Annotated in this window: 15 protein-coding genes; 9 read left to right on the top strand and 6 right to left on the bottom strand. The window is 66.0% G+C overall.

The window, feature by feature from the left end:
• Positions 1-60: 60 nt before the first annotated feature.
• The 5 genes from W7S_RS09205 (at position 61) to W7S_RS09185 (ending at position 5,354) form a co-directional block, all read left to right on the top strand.
• Positions 61-2,856, top strand: coding sequence for an aconitate hydratase (locus tag W7S_RS09205; protein ID WP_008255488.1), 2,796 nt, complete (start codon positions 61-63; stop codon positions 2,854-2,856).
• Positions 2,857-2,940: 84 nt separating this feature from the next.
• Positions 2,941-4,074 carry a mandelate racemase/muconate lactonizing enzyme family protein gene (locus W7S_RS09200; protein WP_008255485.1) on the top strand — a complete coding sequence of 378 codons (1,134 nt, stop codon included), beginning with the start codon at positions 2,941-2,943 and terminating at the stop codon, positions 4,072-4,074.
• Between the two features lie 102 nt (positions 4,075-4,176).
• Positions 4,177-4,617: an OsmC family peroxiredoxin gene (locus tag W7S_RS09195; protein ID WP_008255483.1), complete on the top strand. Its 441-nt coding sequence runs from the start codon at positions 4,177-4,179 to the stop codon at positions 4,615-4,617.
• 32 nt (positions 4,618-4,649) lie between these two features.
• Positions 4,650-5,123 (top strand): hemerythrin domain-containing protein, encoded by a 474-nt coding sequence (locus W7S_RS09190; RefSeq protein WP_008255480.1) that lies wholly within the window; start codon positions 4,650-4,652, stop codon positions 5,121-5,123.
• A gap of 39 nt (positions 5,124-5,162) precedes the next feature.
• Positions 5,163-5,354: a ferredoxin gene (locus tag W7S_RS09185; RefSeq protein WP_008255478.1), complete on the top strand. Its 192-nt coding sequence runs from the start codon at positions 5,163-5,165 to the stop codon at positions 5,352-5,354.
• A gap of 62 nt (positions 5,355-5,416) precedes the next feature.
• On the opposite strand, the gene W7S_RS09180 is transcribed toward W7S_RS09185, so the two are convergent.
• The gene (locus W7S_RS09180; RefSeq protein ID WP_008255476.1) at positions 5,417-6,184 is read right to left on the bottom strand and encodes a DUF2249 domain-containing protein; all 768 of its coding nucleotides are present in this window, start codon (positions 6,182-6,184) and stop codon (positions 5,417-5,419) included.
• A gap of 83 nt (positions 6,185-6,267) precedes the next feature.
• On the opposite strand from W7S_RS09180, the gene W7S_RS09175 reads away from it, so the two are divergent.
• Positions 6,268-6,966: a metalloregulator ArsR/SmtB family transcription factor gene (locus W7S_RS09175; protein WP_008255468.1), complete on the top strand. Its 699-nt coding sequence runs from the start codon at positions 6,268-6,270 to the stop codon at positions 6,964-6,966.
• A 26-nt stretch (positions 6,967-6,992) separates the two neighbouring features.
• Here W7S_RS09175 and W7S_RS09170 read toward each other — a convergent pair whose 3' ends face one another.
• The gene (locus W7S_RS09170) at positions 6,993-8,402 is read right to left on the bottom strand and encodes a wax ester/triacylglycerol synthase family O-acyltransferase (RefSeq protein WP_008255467.1); all 1,410 of its coding nucleotides are present in this window, start codon (positions 8,400-8,402) and stop codon (positions 6,993-6,995) included.
• A gap of 311 nt (positions 8,403-8,713) precedes the next feature.
• Between W7S_RS09170 and W7S_RS09165 the strand changes: the two genes are divergently transcribed.
• Entirely contained in the window at positions 8,714-9,739 is a 1,026-nt protein-coding gene (locus tag W7S_RS09165; protein ID WP_014711347.1) for a nitroreductase family protein, read from the top strand.
• A gap of 10 nt (positions 9,740-9,749) precedes the next feature.
• On the opposite strand, the gene W7S_RS09160 is transcribed toward W7S_RS09165, so the two are convergent.
• The 3 genes from W7S_RS09160 to W7S_RS09150 form a co-directional block, all read right to left on the bottom strand.
• A complete protein-coding gene (locus tag W7S_RS09160) occupies positions 9,750-10,946 on the bottom strand; it encodes a cytochrome P450 (RefSeq protein WP_008255465.1) in 1,197 nt (398 codons plus the stop codon).
• A gap of 385 nt (positions 10,947-11,331) precedes the next feature.
• Positions 11,332-11,943, bottom strand: a complete 612-nt coding sequence (locus W7S_RS09155; RefSeq protein WP_008255464.1) for a nitroreductase family protein — start codon at positions 11,941-11,943, stop codon at positions 11,332-11,334.
• A gap of 44 nt (positions 11,944-11,987) precedes the next feature.
• Entirely contained in the window at positions 11,988-13,073 is a 1,086-nt protein-coding gene (locus W7S_RS09150; protein WP_008255462.1) for a dihydrodipicolinate reductase, read from the bottom strand.
• Positions 13,074-13,196: 123 nt separating this feature from the next.
• Between W7S_RS09150 and W7S_RS09145 the strand changes: the two genes are divergently transcribed.
• Positions 13,197-14,105 carry an enoyl-CoA hydratase gene (locus W7S_RS09145; RefSeq protein ID WP_008255460.1) on the top strand — a complete coding sequence of 303 codons (909 nt, stop codon included), beginning with the start codon at positions 13,197-13,199 and terminating at the stop codon, positions 14,103-14,105.
• Between the two features lie 43 nt (positions 14,106-14,148).
• Positions 14,149-14,565, top strand: a complete 417-nt coding sequence (locus tag W7S_RS09140) for a PaaI family thioesterase (RefSeq protein ID WP_008255458.1) — start codon at positions 14,149-14,151, stop codon at positions 14,563-14,565.
• On the opposite strand, the gene W7S_RS09135 is transcribed toward W7S_RS09140, so the two are convergent.
• On the bottom strand, positions 14,544-15,560 hold the full coding sequence (locus tag W7S_RS09135) for an acyl-CoA dehydrogenase family protein (protein WP_008255456.1): 1,017 nt from the start codon (positions 15,558-15,560) through the stop codon (positions 14,544-14,546). The two genes, W7S_RS09140 and W7S_RS09135, sit on opposite strands and share 22 nt — an antisense overlap.
• Positions 15,561-15,564: the final 4 nt, after the last annotated feature.

The raw sequence follows: 15,564 nt of genomic DNA, 5'->3' as shown, positions 1-15,564 counted from the left end.
TGATCCGCTTCTTTGACTACGGTGGTGAAGGGGTCGCCCACAACCGGTGAGGTGAATGCGATGGCATCGAACAGCTTTGGAACCCTGGACCGGCTTACGGTCGACGAGCAGTCATACCTCATCCACCGCCTTGATCGAATCGACGGTTCGGCCCGGCTGCCGTACAGCCTGAAGGTTCTGCTGGAAGATCTGCTGCGCAACGAAGACGGCCATCTGGTGACGGCCGAGCAAGTCCAGGCACTGGCAGATTGGGATCCGGCCGCCGAACATGGCCAGGAGATCGCCTACACCCCCGCCCGTGTCTTGATGCAGGACTTCACGGGCGTGCCATGTGTGGTCGACCTGGTCGCGATGCGCGACGCCATCACCGATCTGGGCGGCGACACCAAGAGGATCAACCCGCTGTGCCCGACCGAGTTGGTGATCGACCACTCGGTGATCGCCGATGTCTTCGGACGCGCGGACGCGTTCAAGATCAACGCGGAGCTGGAGTTTCAGCGGAACGCTGAGCGCTACCAATTGCTGCGCTGGGCGCAGCAGGCATTCGACGACTTTTCGGTAGTGCCTCCAGACACCGGCATCTGCCACCAGGTCAACCTTGAATACCTGGCCCGAGTGGTGTTCACCCGCGACAGCGCGGACGGCCCGCTGGCCTACCCCGACACCCTGGTCGGCACCGACTCGCATACCCCGATGGTCAACGGCCTGGGTGTATTGGGCTGGGGCGTGGGCGGCATCGAGGCCGAGGCGGCGATGCTGGGCCAACCGATGAGCATGCTGCTCCCGCCGGTCGTCGGCCTCAAACTCAGCGGCGAACTACCGGCCGGCACCACGGCCACCGACCTGGTGTTGACCGTGGCCGAGCTGCTGCGTCGTACCGGCGTGGTCGGCAAATTCGTCGAATTCTTCGGTCCCGGGGTGGCCAACGTGCCGCTGGCCAACCGGGCCACCATCGGCAATATGAGTCCGGAGTACGGGGCCACCTGCGCGATCTTCCCCGTCGACGCCGTCACGTGCGACTACTTGCGGCTGACCGGCCGCTCCGAACACCAGATCAAGCTGGTCGAGGCTTACACCAAAGAGCAGGGCATGTGGCACGACCCCGACCGCGAGCCGACGTACTCGCAAGTCCTCGAGTTGGACCTGGGCAGCATCGAGCCGTCGATCGCCGGGCCGAAACGGCCGCAAGATCGCATCCCGCTGCGGTTGGCGCCGCAGACCGTGTGCGCGCTGCTCGGCGGGGCGAAGACAACCGAGGAGGCCTTGTCCGAACTCGATGAGGCTTCGGCAGACTCGTTCCCGGCCAGCGACCCGATCGCGTTCGGCAACACCAGCAGCCCTGCGGGCAGACCGCGTACGCCGGACACCGACTGCGTCGAGGGTGAGTGGCTATCGACCGCCGTGGTCGTCGAATTGTCCGACGGCACCCGCACCGAAGTCGACAACGGTCACGTGGTGATCGCAGCGATCACGTCGTGCACGAACACCTCCAACCCGTCGGTGATGGTAGGCGCCGCACTGCTGGCCAAGAAGGCGGTGGAGAAGGGTCTCAGCCGCAAACCCTGGGTCAAGACCTCACTGGCCCCCGGTTCACGGGTGGTCACCGACTACTACGAAAAGTCGGGACTGACACCGTATTTGGACAAGCTCGGCTTCAACCTAGTGGGCTATGGCTGCACCACGTGCATCGGGAACTCTGGCCCGCTGATCCCCGAGGTGAGCACAGCGGTGACCGACAATGACCTGACGGTGTGTTCGGTGCTATCGGGCAACCGCAACTTCGAGGGCCGCATTCACCCCGAGACCAAGATGAATTTTTTGGCCTCCCCACCGCTGGTGGTCGCCTACGCGCTGGCCGGTACCTTGCACACCAATCTGCTGAGTGATCCGATCGGCACCGGCAGCGACGGCGGGCCGGTATACCTCCGGGACATCTGGCCGTCAGCCGAAGAGGTCGACGCGGTCGTCAAGGACCATCTGCAGGCCGAGATGTTCGCCGCGAGCTACGCCAATGTCTTCACGGGCGACGAGAACTGGCGTTCGCTTCCGGTGCCCGATAGCGACACCTTCCAGTGGGACGACGACTCCACCTACGTGCGTCAGCCGCCCTACTTCGACGGCATGACACGCGAACCCCGACCGATCGATGACATCACCGACGCGCGCGTGCTGGCCAAGTTGGGCGACTCGGTCACCACCGACCACATCAGTCCGGCAGGATCGATCAGAGCCGACTCGCCGGCTGGAAAGTATCTGTCCGAGAACGGCATTGAGCGCAAAGACTTCAACTCCTACGGATCCCGGCGCGGCAACCACGAGGTGATGATCCGCGGTACGTTCGCCAACATCCGGCTGCGCAACGAACTTGCCCCGGACACCGAAGGCGGTTTCACCCGCGACTTCACCCAGTCCGACGGGCCGGTTACCACCATTTACGACGCCTCGGTGAACTACATCGCAGCCGGCACGCCGCTGGTGATCCTGGCGGGTAAGGAATATGGCTCGGGCTCGTCGCGAGACTGGGCGGCCAAGGGGACCCTGCTGCTGGGCGTGCACGCCGTATTGGCGGTTTCCTATGAGCGCATCCACCGCTCCAACCTGATCGGGATGGGAGTGTTGCCGCTGCAGTTCCCGGACGGACAGGATGCCGAGTCGTTGGGACTGACCGGTGAGGAAACCCTCGACATCACCGGGGTGAGCGCATTCAACGACGAGCTGCCCGACACCTTGCACGTCAAAGCCGGTGACGTGGAGTTCGACGCGAAGGTGCGCATCGACACTCCCGGCGAAGCCGACTACTACCGGCACGGCGGCATCATGCAGTACGTGCTGCGCAAATTGCTCAGCAAAAAATAACGCAAACCGCTTGCCGGACACAATAACTCGAGAAGGAGACGCTCATGAAAGACGGCCTACACCCGCGGGCCACACAGGAGCGGAATGACGCCCATCACCGCTGACCGCGCCGCGGTCATCGCCACGATCGAGACGATTCCCCTGCGAATCCCGCTCAAGGCGGGCAGCACACCTGGAGCGTCGCTGTGGGGCGACCCGTTGACCGCGGCGGACTCGCTGCTTGTCAAGGTGACCACCGATTACGGAGTGGAAGGCTGGGGGGAAGCGTTCGGTTTCAGCGCCGTCGATTCGGCCAAACTCGCTGTCGATCAACTCATCGCACCGCTCTGCCTCGGCAGGGACGCCACGCGAATCCGCCCGCTGATGATGGAGATTCAAAAGAAGCTGCACGTGTTCGGGCGTGGCGGTGCGTTGACCTATGCCCTCTCGGCGGTCGACATCGCCCTGTGGGACATCGCCGGCAAGCTCGCCAACGCTCCGGTGTCCCAGCTCCTCGGTGGCGGGGTCGCCGCCCTGCCGTGCTATGCAAGCCTCGCCTGCTATAACGACCCGTCGCTAGTCCGCGCGGTCGTCCGGCAAGCCCTCGACGCCGGCTTTGCGGCGCTCAAGCTGCACGAGGCGGACATGCCGGCGATCCGTGCGGCCCGCGAGGAAGCCGGGCCCGACGTCGAGTTGATCGTGGACGCCGGCTGCCTCTGGACCCTGACTGAAGCCGCTGCCGTCGCTGACGAACTCAGGTCGGTTCGGCTCAAATTCCTCGAGGAGCCGCTGTGGCCGCCGGAGAATTTCGAGGGCCTGGCCGCACTGCGACGAAACACCGGTATGCCGATCTCGTCCGGCGAGAACGCTTCTACCCTACTGGAATTCGAGCGGATGCTCGCCGCGGGAGCGGTGGACTTTGTTCAGCCCAGCCCGGCCAAGATGGGAGGCATCAGCGAGTTGAGCGAGGTTTTTCCTCTCGCGGCCGTCCACAACACCCCGGTGATGACGCACTCTTTTTACGACGGTCCCGGATTGCTCGCGGCGCTTCATGCGACCGCTGCGCTCGGCGGCACCGACGCCATGATCGAGTGGCGTTGGTTCGAGCTGGAAGCGTTCATCTACGGCGATGCCCTCACCCCGACGGCGGGCCGGATTTCGGTCCCGCGGGGGCCGGGCCTGGGCATCGACCCCGATTCTGACGTCATCACCGCGTACCGGCGGCCGTCAGCACCATGACGATGGCCGATCGCTCTGGCCAACCCGCGCAACGACATCTAGAGTTTACACAAATGGAACTTGTATAAAAGCCGAGAACACCGGAGAAAGGGATCGGGGACTATGAGCATCGCGGAACGTGCGGCGCGAACCACCTGGGAAGGCCCGTTGGCGTCGGGCGAGGGCAAACTGTCGCAGGGCAGCAGTGGAGCCCTCGATGGCCTACCGCTGACCTGGGCCTCTCGCACCGAGCAGCCCGGCGGCAAGACAAGTCCGGAAGAACTTGCGGCGGCGGCGCACTCGTCGTGCTTTTCGATGGCCTTGGCCCTGAAATTGGGCGAAAACCACACTCCGCCGCAGCGACTCGAGGTCACCGCCACCGTGACCCTGGATGCGGTCGATGGAGTCCCGACGATCACCACGTCGCAGCTGAAGGTCAGGGCAAGCGTCGCGGGTGTGGATGCCGAATCCTTTGCCGCCGTGGTCGATCAGGCCGCCGCCCTGTGCCCGGTGTCGCGACTGTTCGCCGGCGCCAAGATCAGTGTCGACGCCGAGCTCGACTAGAACAGAATCTGCCCGACGCAGAGGAGACACGTATGGCCAGCCTGACGCTATCCGCCGAGCTGACACGGGAACACCACGAAATCGACGATGCGATAGCGACTTTCATCGAAAAGCTCGACTGTGGCAGCTTGCAGCGCGAACTCATGACCACCACGCTGGAAGCACTGCGCCGGCACATCTACCTCGAGGAGGTCTTCCTGTTCCCGCCGCTGCGGGAAGGAGGGATGGCGATGCCCATCTTCGTGATGATGCGCGAGCACGGCGAGCTGTGGCACACCATGGCCACGCTGACGGATCTGCTCGCCGCCGGTGACGACAGCCAGCAGCTCCGGGATACGTGCACGCAGCTGCTGGATCAGCTGCAGCAGCACAACTCCAAAGAGGAGCCGGTCATCTATCCGAGCGCCGACACCGACCTGCCGCCGCACACGAGCGCGGAACTGGCCCGGTTCATCGAGACCGGGCGCACTCCCGACGGATGGGAGTGCCAGCAGGCGAACGCGTGAGGCTTTCAGCCCGCTGAACTGCCGAAGGAGGATTCTCGAATGCGCGTGGTTGTGGACCGTGATCGCTGTGAGGGCAATGCTTTCTGTGTGAACATCGCACCCGAGGTGTTCGAACTCGACGATGACGAGTACGCCGTGGTCCGCACCGACCCGGTTCCCCCAGAGCAGGAAGCGCTCGCCGAGCAGGCCGTCGCCGCGTGCCCGCGCGCGGCGCTCTCGCGCGAAGACTAGATGCTCGGCGAATCACCCTGACAGCAAACGGTTTCCGGGCTAGGCCTGGGCCGTACCGACCCTCATCGCTTGATCAGCCGCAACCGCCACGCCTCCGGACCGCGCTGCTCGTAGCGGATCTCGAGTCGGCCCGAGACGCGGTGGTCGAGTTGGCGCAGCAGCGGAATCGGGTCATGGGGAGCCACCAGCACCAGGGCACCACCAGCCGGAACCGCGTCGAACGCGCCGAACACCGTCGCGTGCCGGATCGAATGCGGCACCTCACGGACGTCGAGCACGGGATCATCGGAATCGGTTTCGCCGCAGCCGCAATTGTGCGATGGCTCCGCGCCGTTGACGGCATGCGTGCGGCCGAGGAGTTCGTGCATGCCCTCGGTCACCTCCACCAGGGAGACATCCGGGTCGGCGGCGACGATCGGCAGGATCCGCTCGTTCTCGTCGACCAGGTGTGCGTCGAACAGCACCCGCAGGGCTTGGGCGGAACCGGCCGCGCGCACCGGCGGTTCCGTGCGGATGCCGTCGACGAGGGAGCCGATGATGCGGTGCGCCGCGATCATCGATTCGATCAGGGGCCGCGCCCGCGGGGTGCGCGTGGCGGCCGGGTACAGGCGGTCCTCCTCGGCGGCCGCGTGCGGCAGCAATTCACCGGCCAGGAAGACCAGGGCCGCGGCACGCGCCGGCTCGAAGTCCGCGCCGCGCTCGACCGCCGTGACCATCGCGTCGGTGAGCACCGCGAGCTGCCCGGCCAGCTGCGCGTGGTGGTTCGTGATGGCTTCGACCGCGCCGGCATCGGCAGCTGTGGACGCCACGATCACATCGTTGGCCGGCATGTTCGGTTCCTTTCGTCGAGCCCGATCGCCACGCTGAGCTCATTGCAGTGTGCGACGTCCAATAATTTACTACAATAAATTCCGTGAAAAAAGAGCCGGTCGTCCTGGGCCCCCGACCGACGCCGGTGCTTGAGGCGCCCGTCGCGCTGTCCGGGCAGCGGCTGCGGGTGCTCGACCACGTGCGCGCGCACTCCCCCGTCCGGGTCATCGACGTGGCAGCGGCTCTTGACCTGCACGCCAACACCGTTCGCGAGCATCTGGACGCCGTCGTCGAGCTCGGGCTCGTCGAGCGATCCACCGCCAGGACACCCGGGCGCGGGCGTCCGGCAACGCTGTATCGGGCTTCGGCCGCCGACCCCGCGGTGGCGATGCGGGACTACGCGGGTTTGGCGACCGCGCTGGCCGGACAGCTGGCTCGCACCAGCGCGCAGCCCGAGCGCGACGCGCGCGCCGCAGGCGTCGAGTGGGGACGCGAACTCCTCGACGAGCGCAGCCACGCCGGCGGCGATGCGCGGCGGTCCGTGCTCGAGGCGCTGGCCCGCCTCGGTTTCGCGCCCGACGTAGCGGGCGCACACCGAGGCATCGCCCTGCGCCGCTGCCCGCTGCTGGACGCCGCCCGTCGCTACCCGGCCATCGTCTGTCAGGTCCACCTCGGGATCGTCGAGGGAATGCTGGAGCGGCTCGGCGTCACCGACACACCGGGCCTGGACCTCATTCCGTTCGCCGAACCCGGTGCCTGCCGACTGTTCTTGCCCGAACCCGTTGTGCGGCATCATGACTGACCGCGTCTTTCCGTCCGCGGTGATGGCTAGACGTTGACCACCAGCGATAGCCCCCGGCGACCGCGTGTTCGTTTGCGTTGCTTGCTGATCGCGACCAGCCGTGCCACGGCCAGCTCGATCCCGCGGGCCAGCGCATCGATGTCGGCGACGGCCTCATAGTCGGCCAGGACCCCGAAGAACAGGTCCTCGGCATAGCTCAGCATCGCGACCCCGGTCCGCAATTGCATGGCGATCGGCGGGACGGGGAACACGCTGAGCACCCGTCGGCCCATGAGCCGCAGCGGCCGGCGCGGCCCGGGGACATTCGTCGCCAAGGTGGTGACACCGCGCTGCGGCAGCTGGGTCAACAACCGGACCGCCCACGCCGTCAGCGGAAAGGGAATGCGGTTGGCCATCGACACGAATGCGTGGCCTGCCTGGCTCTGCCCGTGAGACTTGGTGCGGCCCAAGCGAGAATGGACGGTCCGCAGCCGCTCTATCGGGTGTTCCTCGTCGACCGGCAGGTACGGCAGCATCACCGACACGCGGTTGTCCGTCCTGTCCAACGCATCGACCGATCGCATCGACACCGGCACCAGCGCCCGCAGCGCGTCCGGCAACGGTGCTTCACCCCGCTGAACGAGGATGTTGCGGTAACTCTCCGTAATGGCGGCCAGCGCAACGTCATTGATGGTGACATCGAAGGTTTGGCACACCTGCGCGATGTCGGCCAGGGGAACCCGCGCGACGCCGTAGCGGCGCAACGTGGTTATCGGCCCGTTCAGCGACGTCGTCGTGGGACGCAATAAACCGGCGGTAATCTCCGCGGCGCCCAACGCGGTGCGGGCGGTGGCGGCCGTGATCGCGACCGAGGTGTTCCACAGCCCGCCGAGGATTTTCCACGGATTGATTGCCGGTCGACCGGATGAGACTCCTTGTCGTTCAGATCCTTTGGCGGCATGGATATGGCTTGCGAAGCTCTCGCCGATGCCGTCATCGCATAGGCCGGCAAGCATGTGGGTAGCGGCGATGCCGTCGGCCATGCAGTGGTGGATCTTGGTGAGCATCGCCCACCGGTTGTCGCTGAGGCCCTCGATGAGCCAGATTTCCCACAGCGGGCGATCCCGGTCGAGGCGGCGGGAGATCACGTCGGCGGCCAACTGGTACAACTCTCGGTCGTTGCCCGGTCGCGGTAGGGCGATGTGCCGCACGTGACGGCCGAGATCGAAGTCCGGATCGTCCACCCACACGGGTGCACCGAGGTCGAAGGGGCGCGTTCGCAGGCGCTGTCCGAACCGCGGGCACAAGCGAATCCGCTCGGCGAGGGTCGCCATCAGCGCATCACGCTCCGGGATCGGTCCCTCGATGACCGCCAGACCGCCGATCGCCAAACTCACGTGCCGGTCGGCGTCTTCCGCCTTCAGAAAGCCGGCGTCAAGGGTTGTCAGTTGATCCACGGCCGCCACCTCCCAACTTTATCTGCAACTAGTCGTAACACCATTCTCTTCCCGGCGCGGCCGCGGCGGCAGGGCCAAAAGTCCCAAGCCGAGGCGGTAATACCCCGAATAGGCGGCGGCCTGCGGGCCAAAGATGTTTTGGCGCCGTGCATTAACACTCAGCGCCCTTCGCTCGGACGTTGTTGCCGTCTCGGGGACCATCTGCGCCGAGCATCCCTTCGCCTTGTTGCCCACTGCCTATTTAGAGGATATTATTCATTTATATATCCCTGGACGCAAGAGGATCGGTCGCCGAAAACCCGGAGGCAGTCGTGTTGGACACGGTCACAAAGCAAGATCATCGGCACAGCGGCGGAGCCCTTCGGCCTTTCCCCGACGCTCGGGACATCGAGGCGGTCCTCACGCTGGCCACGCGGGCCCCTTCCATCGACAACACGCAGCCGTGGCGGTGGCGCGTGGACCGCACGAGCCTGCACCTCTACACCGATCCGGGCATGCAATTACCCAGCACCGACACAGACGGCCGGGATCTGATCTTGAGTTGCGGTGCAGCGCTTCACCATTGCGTCGTCGCATTGGCGGCGATGGGTTGGCGCGCTGACGTGCACCGCCTACCCGATCCAGCCGATCCCGGCCACCTTGCCGCCATCGAGGTATCCCCGCACTCCCCCGATAGCGCCGAGACCGTCCTGGCGGAGGCAATCCCGCGGCGCCGAACGGATCGGCGGACCTATAGCGCGCGCCCGGTGGCGGCAACTGAAATCGCCGCGATGGCGGCCGTGGCCGCTCAGATGGGAGTGACGCTGCGCGTCGTCGACGCGCGGGAAAGGCTGCACGACATCGTCAAGCGAGCCGCGCTGGCCCACGCGACCGACCGCGATTACCTTGTCGAGCTCGCCCGATGGAGCGGTCGATACGGGTCGCGGGCCGGGGTGCCGGCCCGCAACATCCCCGAACACGATTGCGGCGCACCGATCCCCGGCCGCATCTTCGCCGGACCGGGCCTCGCGCAGCCGCCCGGCACCTCACCCGCGCAGGACAATGCCATCATTCTGGTGCTCGGCAGCGAAGCCGAGGACCGCCTGGCTCAACTCCGCGCCGGCGAGGCCACCAGCGCGCTGCTGTTGACGGCGACGGTGATGGGACTGGCGTCTTGCCCGATCACCGAGCCCCTGGAAATCCCGGAAACACGCGACGCCGTCCGCGACGACGTGTGGGGCGCGCAGGGCTATCCGCAGATGCTGCTGCGGGTGGGCTGGGCCGCGGACAGCGCGGCCGCCTTGCCGCCCACGCCGCGGCGCGCGCTCTGCGACGTCGTGGAGTGGGCGGGCCCGTAGCCGACGTTCGCTATGACCGGGACACCAACGTGGGCATGGCCGCCCAGCCGCGGACCGCGGCGGTCTCCGACGGCGCCGCGTTGGCCCAGTCGACCTCCCATGCCGGGAAACGCTTGAGGATCTCCTCCAACGCGATCCGACCCTCCAGGCGGGCCAGCGCGTTGCCCATGCAGAAATGCGTGCCCGCGCCAAAGGTCATGTGCGAACGCTGTTCCCGGTAGATGTCGAAGACGTCACCGTCCGGCGGGAACCGGCGGTGGTCGCGGTTGGCCGCGCCGACGAGCATCAGCATCGCCGAACCCTTCGGCACGGTCTGGCCGTAGTACTCGACATCGCGGGTGACGTAGCGGGCGATCTGGAGCGCCGGCGGCTCCCATCGCAGGATCTCCTCGATCGCCTGAGGAATCAGTCCCGGGTTCTCCACCAGATCACGGCGCTGATCCGGGTAGTCGGCCAGCGTCTTACCGGCCCAGCCGATCAGACGGGTGGTGGTCTCGGAACCGGCCGTGGCGATGACCGTCAAGTACATCAACAGCTCGTCGCGGCGCAGCTTGCGCACCGTGCCGGTCTCGTCCTCGAACTCGGCGTTGAGAAGGTCGGTCATGATGTCGTCGGACGGGTGTTCGGCGCGCCAGTCGACGAACTCCGCGAACACCTCGCCGGTGGCCAGCGCGTCGACGGTCTTCCCCTGCAGGGTCTCCTCGCCGTGGTCGGTGATCTGCCGCTGCCGGTCTTCCGGGAGCCCCAGCAGCATGCCGATGACGCGCATGGGCATCTGCTCGCCGAGGTCGTTGACGAAGTCGAACCGACCCGACCCGACCAGCGGATCCAGGCAGCGCGCGGTGAACTCGCGGATCTGCGGCTCGAGTGCGAGCACCTTGCGCGGAGTGAACACCCGCGACAGCAGGTTGCGGTGAATGTTGTGGATCGGCGGATCCTCGAAAATCAGTGTGCCCGGCGGTATTTCCATGCCCGACTTGATGATCTCAAGCAGGGCTCCGCGCCCGGAGATGAACGTCTCGTGGTCGATAACCGCCTTGTTGACGTCGTCGTAGCGGCTCAGCGCGTAGAAGTCGTGCTGTTCGTTGTAGTACAGCGGGGCCTCTTCCCGAATCCGGGCGAACACCGGATAGGGGTTCATGTTGAGGTCGATGTTGTAGGGGTCGTAGTACAGGTCGGATTCGGTGGGGGCGGTGGGCACGGTCATCAGAACTCCATCGGGGCTGCAGGGCTGTTCAGCTGAATGGGGCCGACGCCGTCGGCGCCGGGCTGCACGATTTCGATGTCGAATGTCGCGGTGTAAGCGAAGTGCTCATGACTTCGCCGACGTCGGTGCGGGTCCCTGCGGCGATCTCCGCAGGCATGACTTGCTCAGCGGTCATCAGTTTCCCGTCGGCCCGTTGCGACAACGCAGTTACACTAGCACAGGCAAATGTAACGCCAGCCGTGCTCACTCACCCCCCGCTGAGCAGCAGGTGGGGCGGCTCATCTCCCGTCCCGTCGACCGGGTGAGGCGCGTCAGACCACGCGGCCGCCCGCACATTGGCGACAGGAATGCAGTTGAAGCAGCACGATTTCGACCGCTGGGTCCCTTACGCCATCCTCTTGCTCCAGGATTGATCCCAACGATCGATCGCCGCCACCTCTTCAAGCGGTTTGCGCCGCACCGCGTGGTGCCCGCCCTTGGGCCAGCCCACCGTGAGCAAGGTCGCGATCTTCCAGTCGTCAGGGATTGCGACCATGGACCGCAGCTGATCCTCGCAGGACCCGTGCCACAGGGTGATCGCCGCGCCCAGGCCTTGCGCGCGGGCCGCCAACAGGAAGTTCTGGACCGCGGGAAAGATCGACCCTCCCTGCTGTAGTTCGGTGGTTCCCCGCTGCGGCTGGACACAGAACAGCACCAGCACGGGCGCCGCGCCACCGACGCTCATGTGCTCAGCCATCGCGCGCAGCACGCGCGACTTGGGGTCGTCAGCCTCGTCCTCGGGCATCGAAAGCCGATAGAACTCGGTCATGACCTCCCATGTCTTGTGAGCCGCCGCCGTGACCACGTCGCGCAGAGCGCTCGATCGCAGCACCACAAACTTCCACGGCTGCTGGTTGCCGCCGGACGGAGCCCAACTCGCCGCGCGCAGACACGCGTCGATGACCTCGTCGGAGACGGGTTCGTCGCGATAGCGCCGTACCGCCGACGCGGTCCGCATGACCTCCCATAGATCCACCGATGCGGGCGGGACCGGTTGTTCGCTCACAGCTTCGCCTTTGCGGGCAGCACGCCCCGCCAGGTTCCGCCGCGCACGGGACCGGTGACCAACGGCAGATCGAGGGTGGACAGCAAACCAACTGGTGCGGCCATCACCGCGGGGATGGCATTGAGTTCGCGCATGACCGTCGCGTAGGTCAGGCCGCGCATGTTGTTCCCGCGGCCGTGCATCTCGATGTCGACGGTGTAGGTGGGCAGGCCGTCCACGATGACCCGGTAGCCACCGAGCGGTGATGGATGCCGCGGCCAATCCGGTGCGGCACCGTCGCCCATTCGGGTGATGTGTTCCAGCACAACGCGTTCCTCTCCGCCGACCATTCCGGCGAGCTTGAATCGCATTCCTCCCATGGTTCCCGGTTCGATCCACCCCGACGCCACTTCGTAACGCTCTGTCGCCAACCATTTCTCGATCGTCGTCTCGACGCGATCGAGTGGCAGGCCAACACCATCCGCGACCAGATGCACGGTGGGTCCCCACAACGCGGCGAGGCGGTCGGGGTCGAAGAGCGGCGCCGGATGATCGGGGGTATGCCCAAATCCCATGAAGTCGAACATGATGTCGGGTTGATTGATCGGGCCGTAATCGAGCATCTCGAGCATGGTGATGCCGTCGACACGGCTGCTGAAGCCCGTCATCGTCAGCGCGATCACATCGTTCGCCCAGCCCGGATCGACACCGCTGTTGAAAAAGCTGGTGCCGCCCTCCGCACAGGCCGCCTCGAGCAGTTCGACGGTTTCCTGGTCTGCAGCGGGCGGATAACACATGGGCACCAACGAGGTACACACCACGTGCTTGCCAGCGCGCAGGCAGCGCGCGATGTCCACCGCCGCGTCGTGGTAGCGATAGTCACCGGACGCGAAGTAGGCCACCACGTCGGCGTCCACCGATAGTGCGGCACCGATGTCCCGCGTAGCGATGACGCCGGTCGCGGGCATCCCGCACAGGTCGCCGGCGTCCTTGCCGTCCTTGGCTTCCGCGTGCACCACGACGCCGGCCAGCTCTAGGCCGGGATGGGCGATGAGGGCACGCAACGCGCCGATGCCGACCTGACCAGGACCCCACAGGATCACTCGTGGCTTACCTCGACCGTCCGCCATCGGCACCCCTTCCGGTCGTCGCGCGCCGAACTGTGAGAACATATCTTCTCATATAGAGATAACACCATTACCGGATGCGGGAAGAAGGGGCGAACGGTGAGCGATTACGAATTCTTGAAGTGGGAGACCTTCGACGACGGCGTGATCGTTCGGATCTCGCTGAACCGCCCCGACCAGCGCAACGCCCAAAACCGCGGCATGCTGGTCGAACTCGACGAGGCGTTTGCCCGCGCCGAATCCGATGACAACGTCCGCGTCGTCGTCTTGGCCGGCGAGGGCCCGATGTTTTCGTCGGGCCACGATATCGGCTCCAAGCAGGCGCGTGCCGAGTTCGGCCCCGGGCCCGGCCAGCACCCCACCGTGACCATCAACGGCGGTACGCGCGATGGAGCGGAGCGGACCATGCTGCAGGAATGGCACTATTTCTTTCAAAACAACCTGCGCTGGCGCAACCTACGAAAGATCACCATCGCCCAGGTGCACGGCGACGTGTTCTCGGCGGGACTCATGCTGATCTGGGCCTGTGACCTCATCGTGGGCAGCGAAGAGGTGCGCTTCGCCGATGTGGTAGGCACGCGGCTGGGCATGTGCGGCATGGAATACTTCGGCCATCCCTGGGAATTCGGACCGCGGCGCGCGAAGGAGCTCATGCTCACCGGTGACGCGATCGGGATCGAAGAGGCCTACCGGCTCGGCATGGTGAGCAAGATCTTCCGGCGCGACGAACTGGCCGAGGGCACTCTCGAGTTGGCGCGACGCATCGCGGAGGTGCCCACGATGGCGGCCCTGCTCATCAAAGAGTCGGTAAACCAATCGGTCGACAACATGGGTTTTTACAACGCGCTGCAGTCGTGTTTCGCGTTGCACCAATTGAATCACTCGCACTGGGCCCAGATCCGGGAGGACAAGCTCCCCACCGCCGGCGAGGAGCAAGGGGTGCCGAACTGGCGGAGCGCTCCCCCGGTTGTCTTGGCCGTGAAAGATCAGGTCCGGTCCAGCGTCTAACGTTGTGCCGGTGACCAATAACTCGCCCGCGGCGCCACGCCCTATGGACGTCACCGTTCCGGGACATCTTTTCGCCCAGCTGCCGTTCTACGACGTCGTCGACACCGATGACTCGGTCGTCGTTGACCTGCACAACCGAGGAGACCTGAGGAACATTCGCGGCGCGCTGCAGGGTGGGCTGGTAGCCACTCTCATCGACGTCGCCGCAGGGCGCCTTGCGGTCAAATATGCCGGCGACGGCGACGGCGCGGGAACCGCGGACATGTCCATCCATTTCCTGGCACCGATCGTCGATGGCCCCGCGCGTGCGGTCGCCACGTTGGTGCGCGCGGGAAAACGGATGATCGTTGTCGCCGTCGACGTCTTCGACGTTGGCCGCGACCGACTCGCGGCGCGTGCCACGCTGAGCTTCGCGATCCTTGCGCGTCGCGATTCTGGTCACTCCGCGGCGGCGCCATAGCGCGCATCGGCCACCCGGTCCAATGCGACCGCGGGTTCGCCGAAAACCATTGCCCATCCCCGAACCCGGCGATAGTAAAGCTGGATGTCGCCCTCCATGCCGAACCCGTATCCGCCCTGAATGTGCAGGCTGCGCCGCGTGGCGTCGCGCGCCGTCTCATAGGCGAATGCGAACGCCATCGCAGCCAGTTCGCGAACGCAATCGGGCTCGTCGGCGAATGCGCACGCGGCTTTGAGCCCGAGCAGCCGCGCCCCATCGGCGGCGGTGGCGCTGTCAGCCAGCGGGTGAGACACCGCCTGGAACGAGCCGATCGCGGTTCCGAACGCATGACGTTGCTGGGCGTAGTCGACGCCGATCTCCACGGCCCTCTGGGCCGCGCCCGCCAAAGCCGCGGCGGTCAGCGCGAGCCACAGGTCAACGGCGCCATCGAATAGGCCGCGCGCCCGCGGTCCATCCGCAAGCACGACGGGATCGTCAATCATGATGTCCGCCAGCGGCATTGACCCAAGATTTTCCACTATGGTGCGGTTCTCTCCGATCGGAACCACCAGCAGCCGCCCCTGGGCCAGGGCGATGACGTGGTCTGCCACCGCCCCGCCGGGCACCAACCCCAACCGCCCACCGCGACCGGTGCGAGGCGCGAACGTGACCAGCTGCTCCCCGGCGAGGACCTCATTCAAAAGCCCGGTACCGGCCTCGCCGGACGCCGCCAGCAGCCGCGCGGCAACCTGCGCTTCGATGACGGGAGCGGACCCGACCGCGCGTCCGAACTGTTCGGCGATCAACGCGAGTTCCAGTTCGGGCGCGCCCCATCCGCCGGCCGCCTCGTCGACCGCCATCTCCACCGCCCCCGTCTCCAGCAGGGCCTTCCACAGCTTGAGGTCGAAGCCCAACGGCTCGGCCGCCCGGACTCGTTCGGATGTCGACTCGCGCGCAAACAGCGCGGCGAACGAATCCACCAACTGTCTCTGTTCGCCCGTCAGGCTCAGGTCCACGTTA

The organism is Mycobacterium sp. MOTT36Y (assembly GCF_000262165.1).
Lineage (GTDB): Bacteria > Actinomycetota > Actinomycetes > Mycobacteriales > Mycobacteriaceae > Mycobacterium > Mycobacterium intracellulare.
Note: the sequence above shows the minus strand (reverse complement) of the source record. Positions and strands in the feature narration are given on the sequence as shown.

What these genes read in the sequence shown, in the direction of transcription:
- W7S_RS09200 (WP_008255485.1), top strand. Translation starts at nt 2,941, where the DNA reads ATGACGCCCATCACCGCTGACCGCGCCGCGGTCATCGCCACGATCGAG.
- W7S_RS09205 (WP_008255488.1), top strand. Translation starts at nt 61, where the DNA reads ATGGCATCGAACAGCTTTGGAACCCTGGACCGGCTTACGGTCGACGAG.
- W7S_RS09195 (WP_008255483.1), top strand. Translation starts at nt 4,177, where the DNA reads ATGAGCATCGCGGAACGTGCGGCGCGAACCACCTGGGAAGGCCCGTTG.
- W7S_RS09160 (WP_008255465.1), bottom strand. Translation starts at nt 10,946, where the DNA reads ATGACCGTGCCCACCGCCCCCACCGAATCCGACCTGTACTACGACCCC.
- W7S_RS09190 (WP_008255480.1), top strand. Translation starts at nt 4,650, where the DNA reads ATGGCCAGCCTGACGCTATCCGCCGAGCTGACACGGGAACACCACGAA.
- W7S_RS09140 (WP_008255458.1), top strand. Translation starts at nt 14,149, where the DNA reads ATGGACGTCACCGTTCCGGGACATCTTTTCGCCCAGCTGCCGTTCTAC.
- W7S_RS09180 (WP_008255476.1), bottom strand. Translation starts at nt 6,184, where the DNA reads ATGCCGGCCAACGATGTGATCGTGGCGTCCACAGCTGCCGATGCCGGC.
- W7S_RS09155 (WP_008255464.1), bottom strand. Translation starts at nt 11,943, where the DNA reads ATGCGGACCGCGTCGGCGGTACGGCGCTATCGCGACGAACCCGTCTCC.
- W7S_RS09185 (WP_008255478.1), top strand. Translation starts at nt 5,163, where the DNA reads ATGCGCGTGGTTGTGGACCGTGATCGCTGTGAGGGCAATGCTTTCTGT.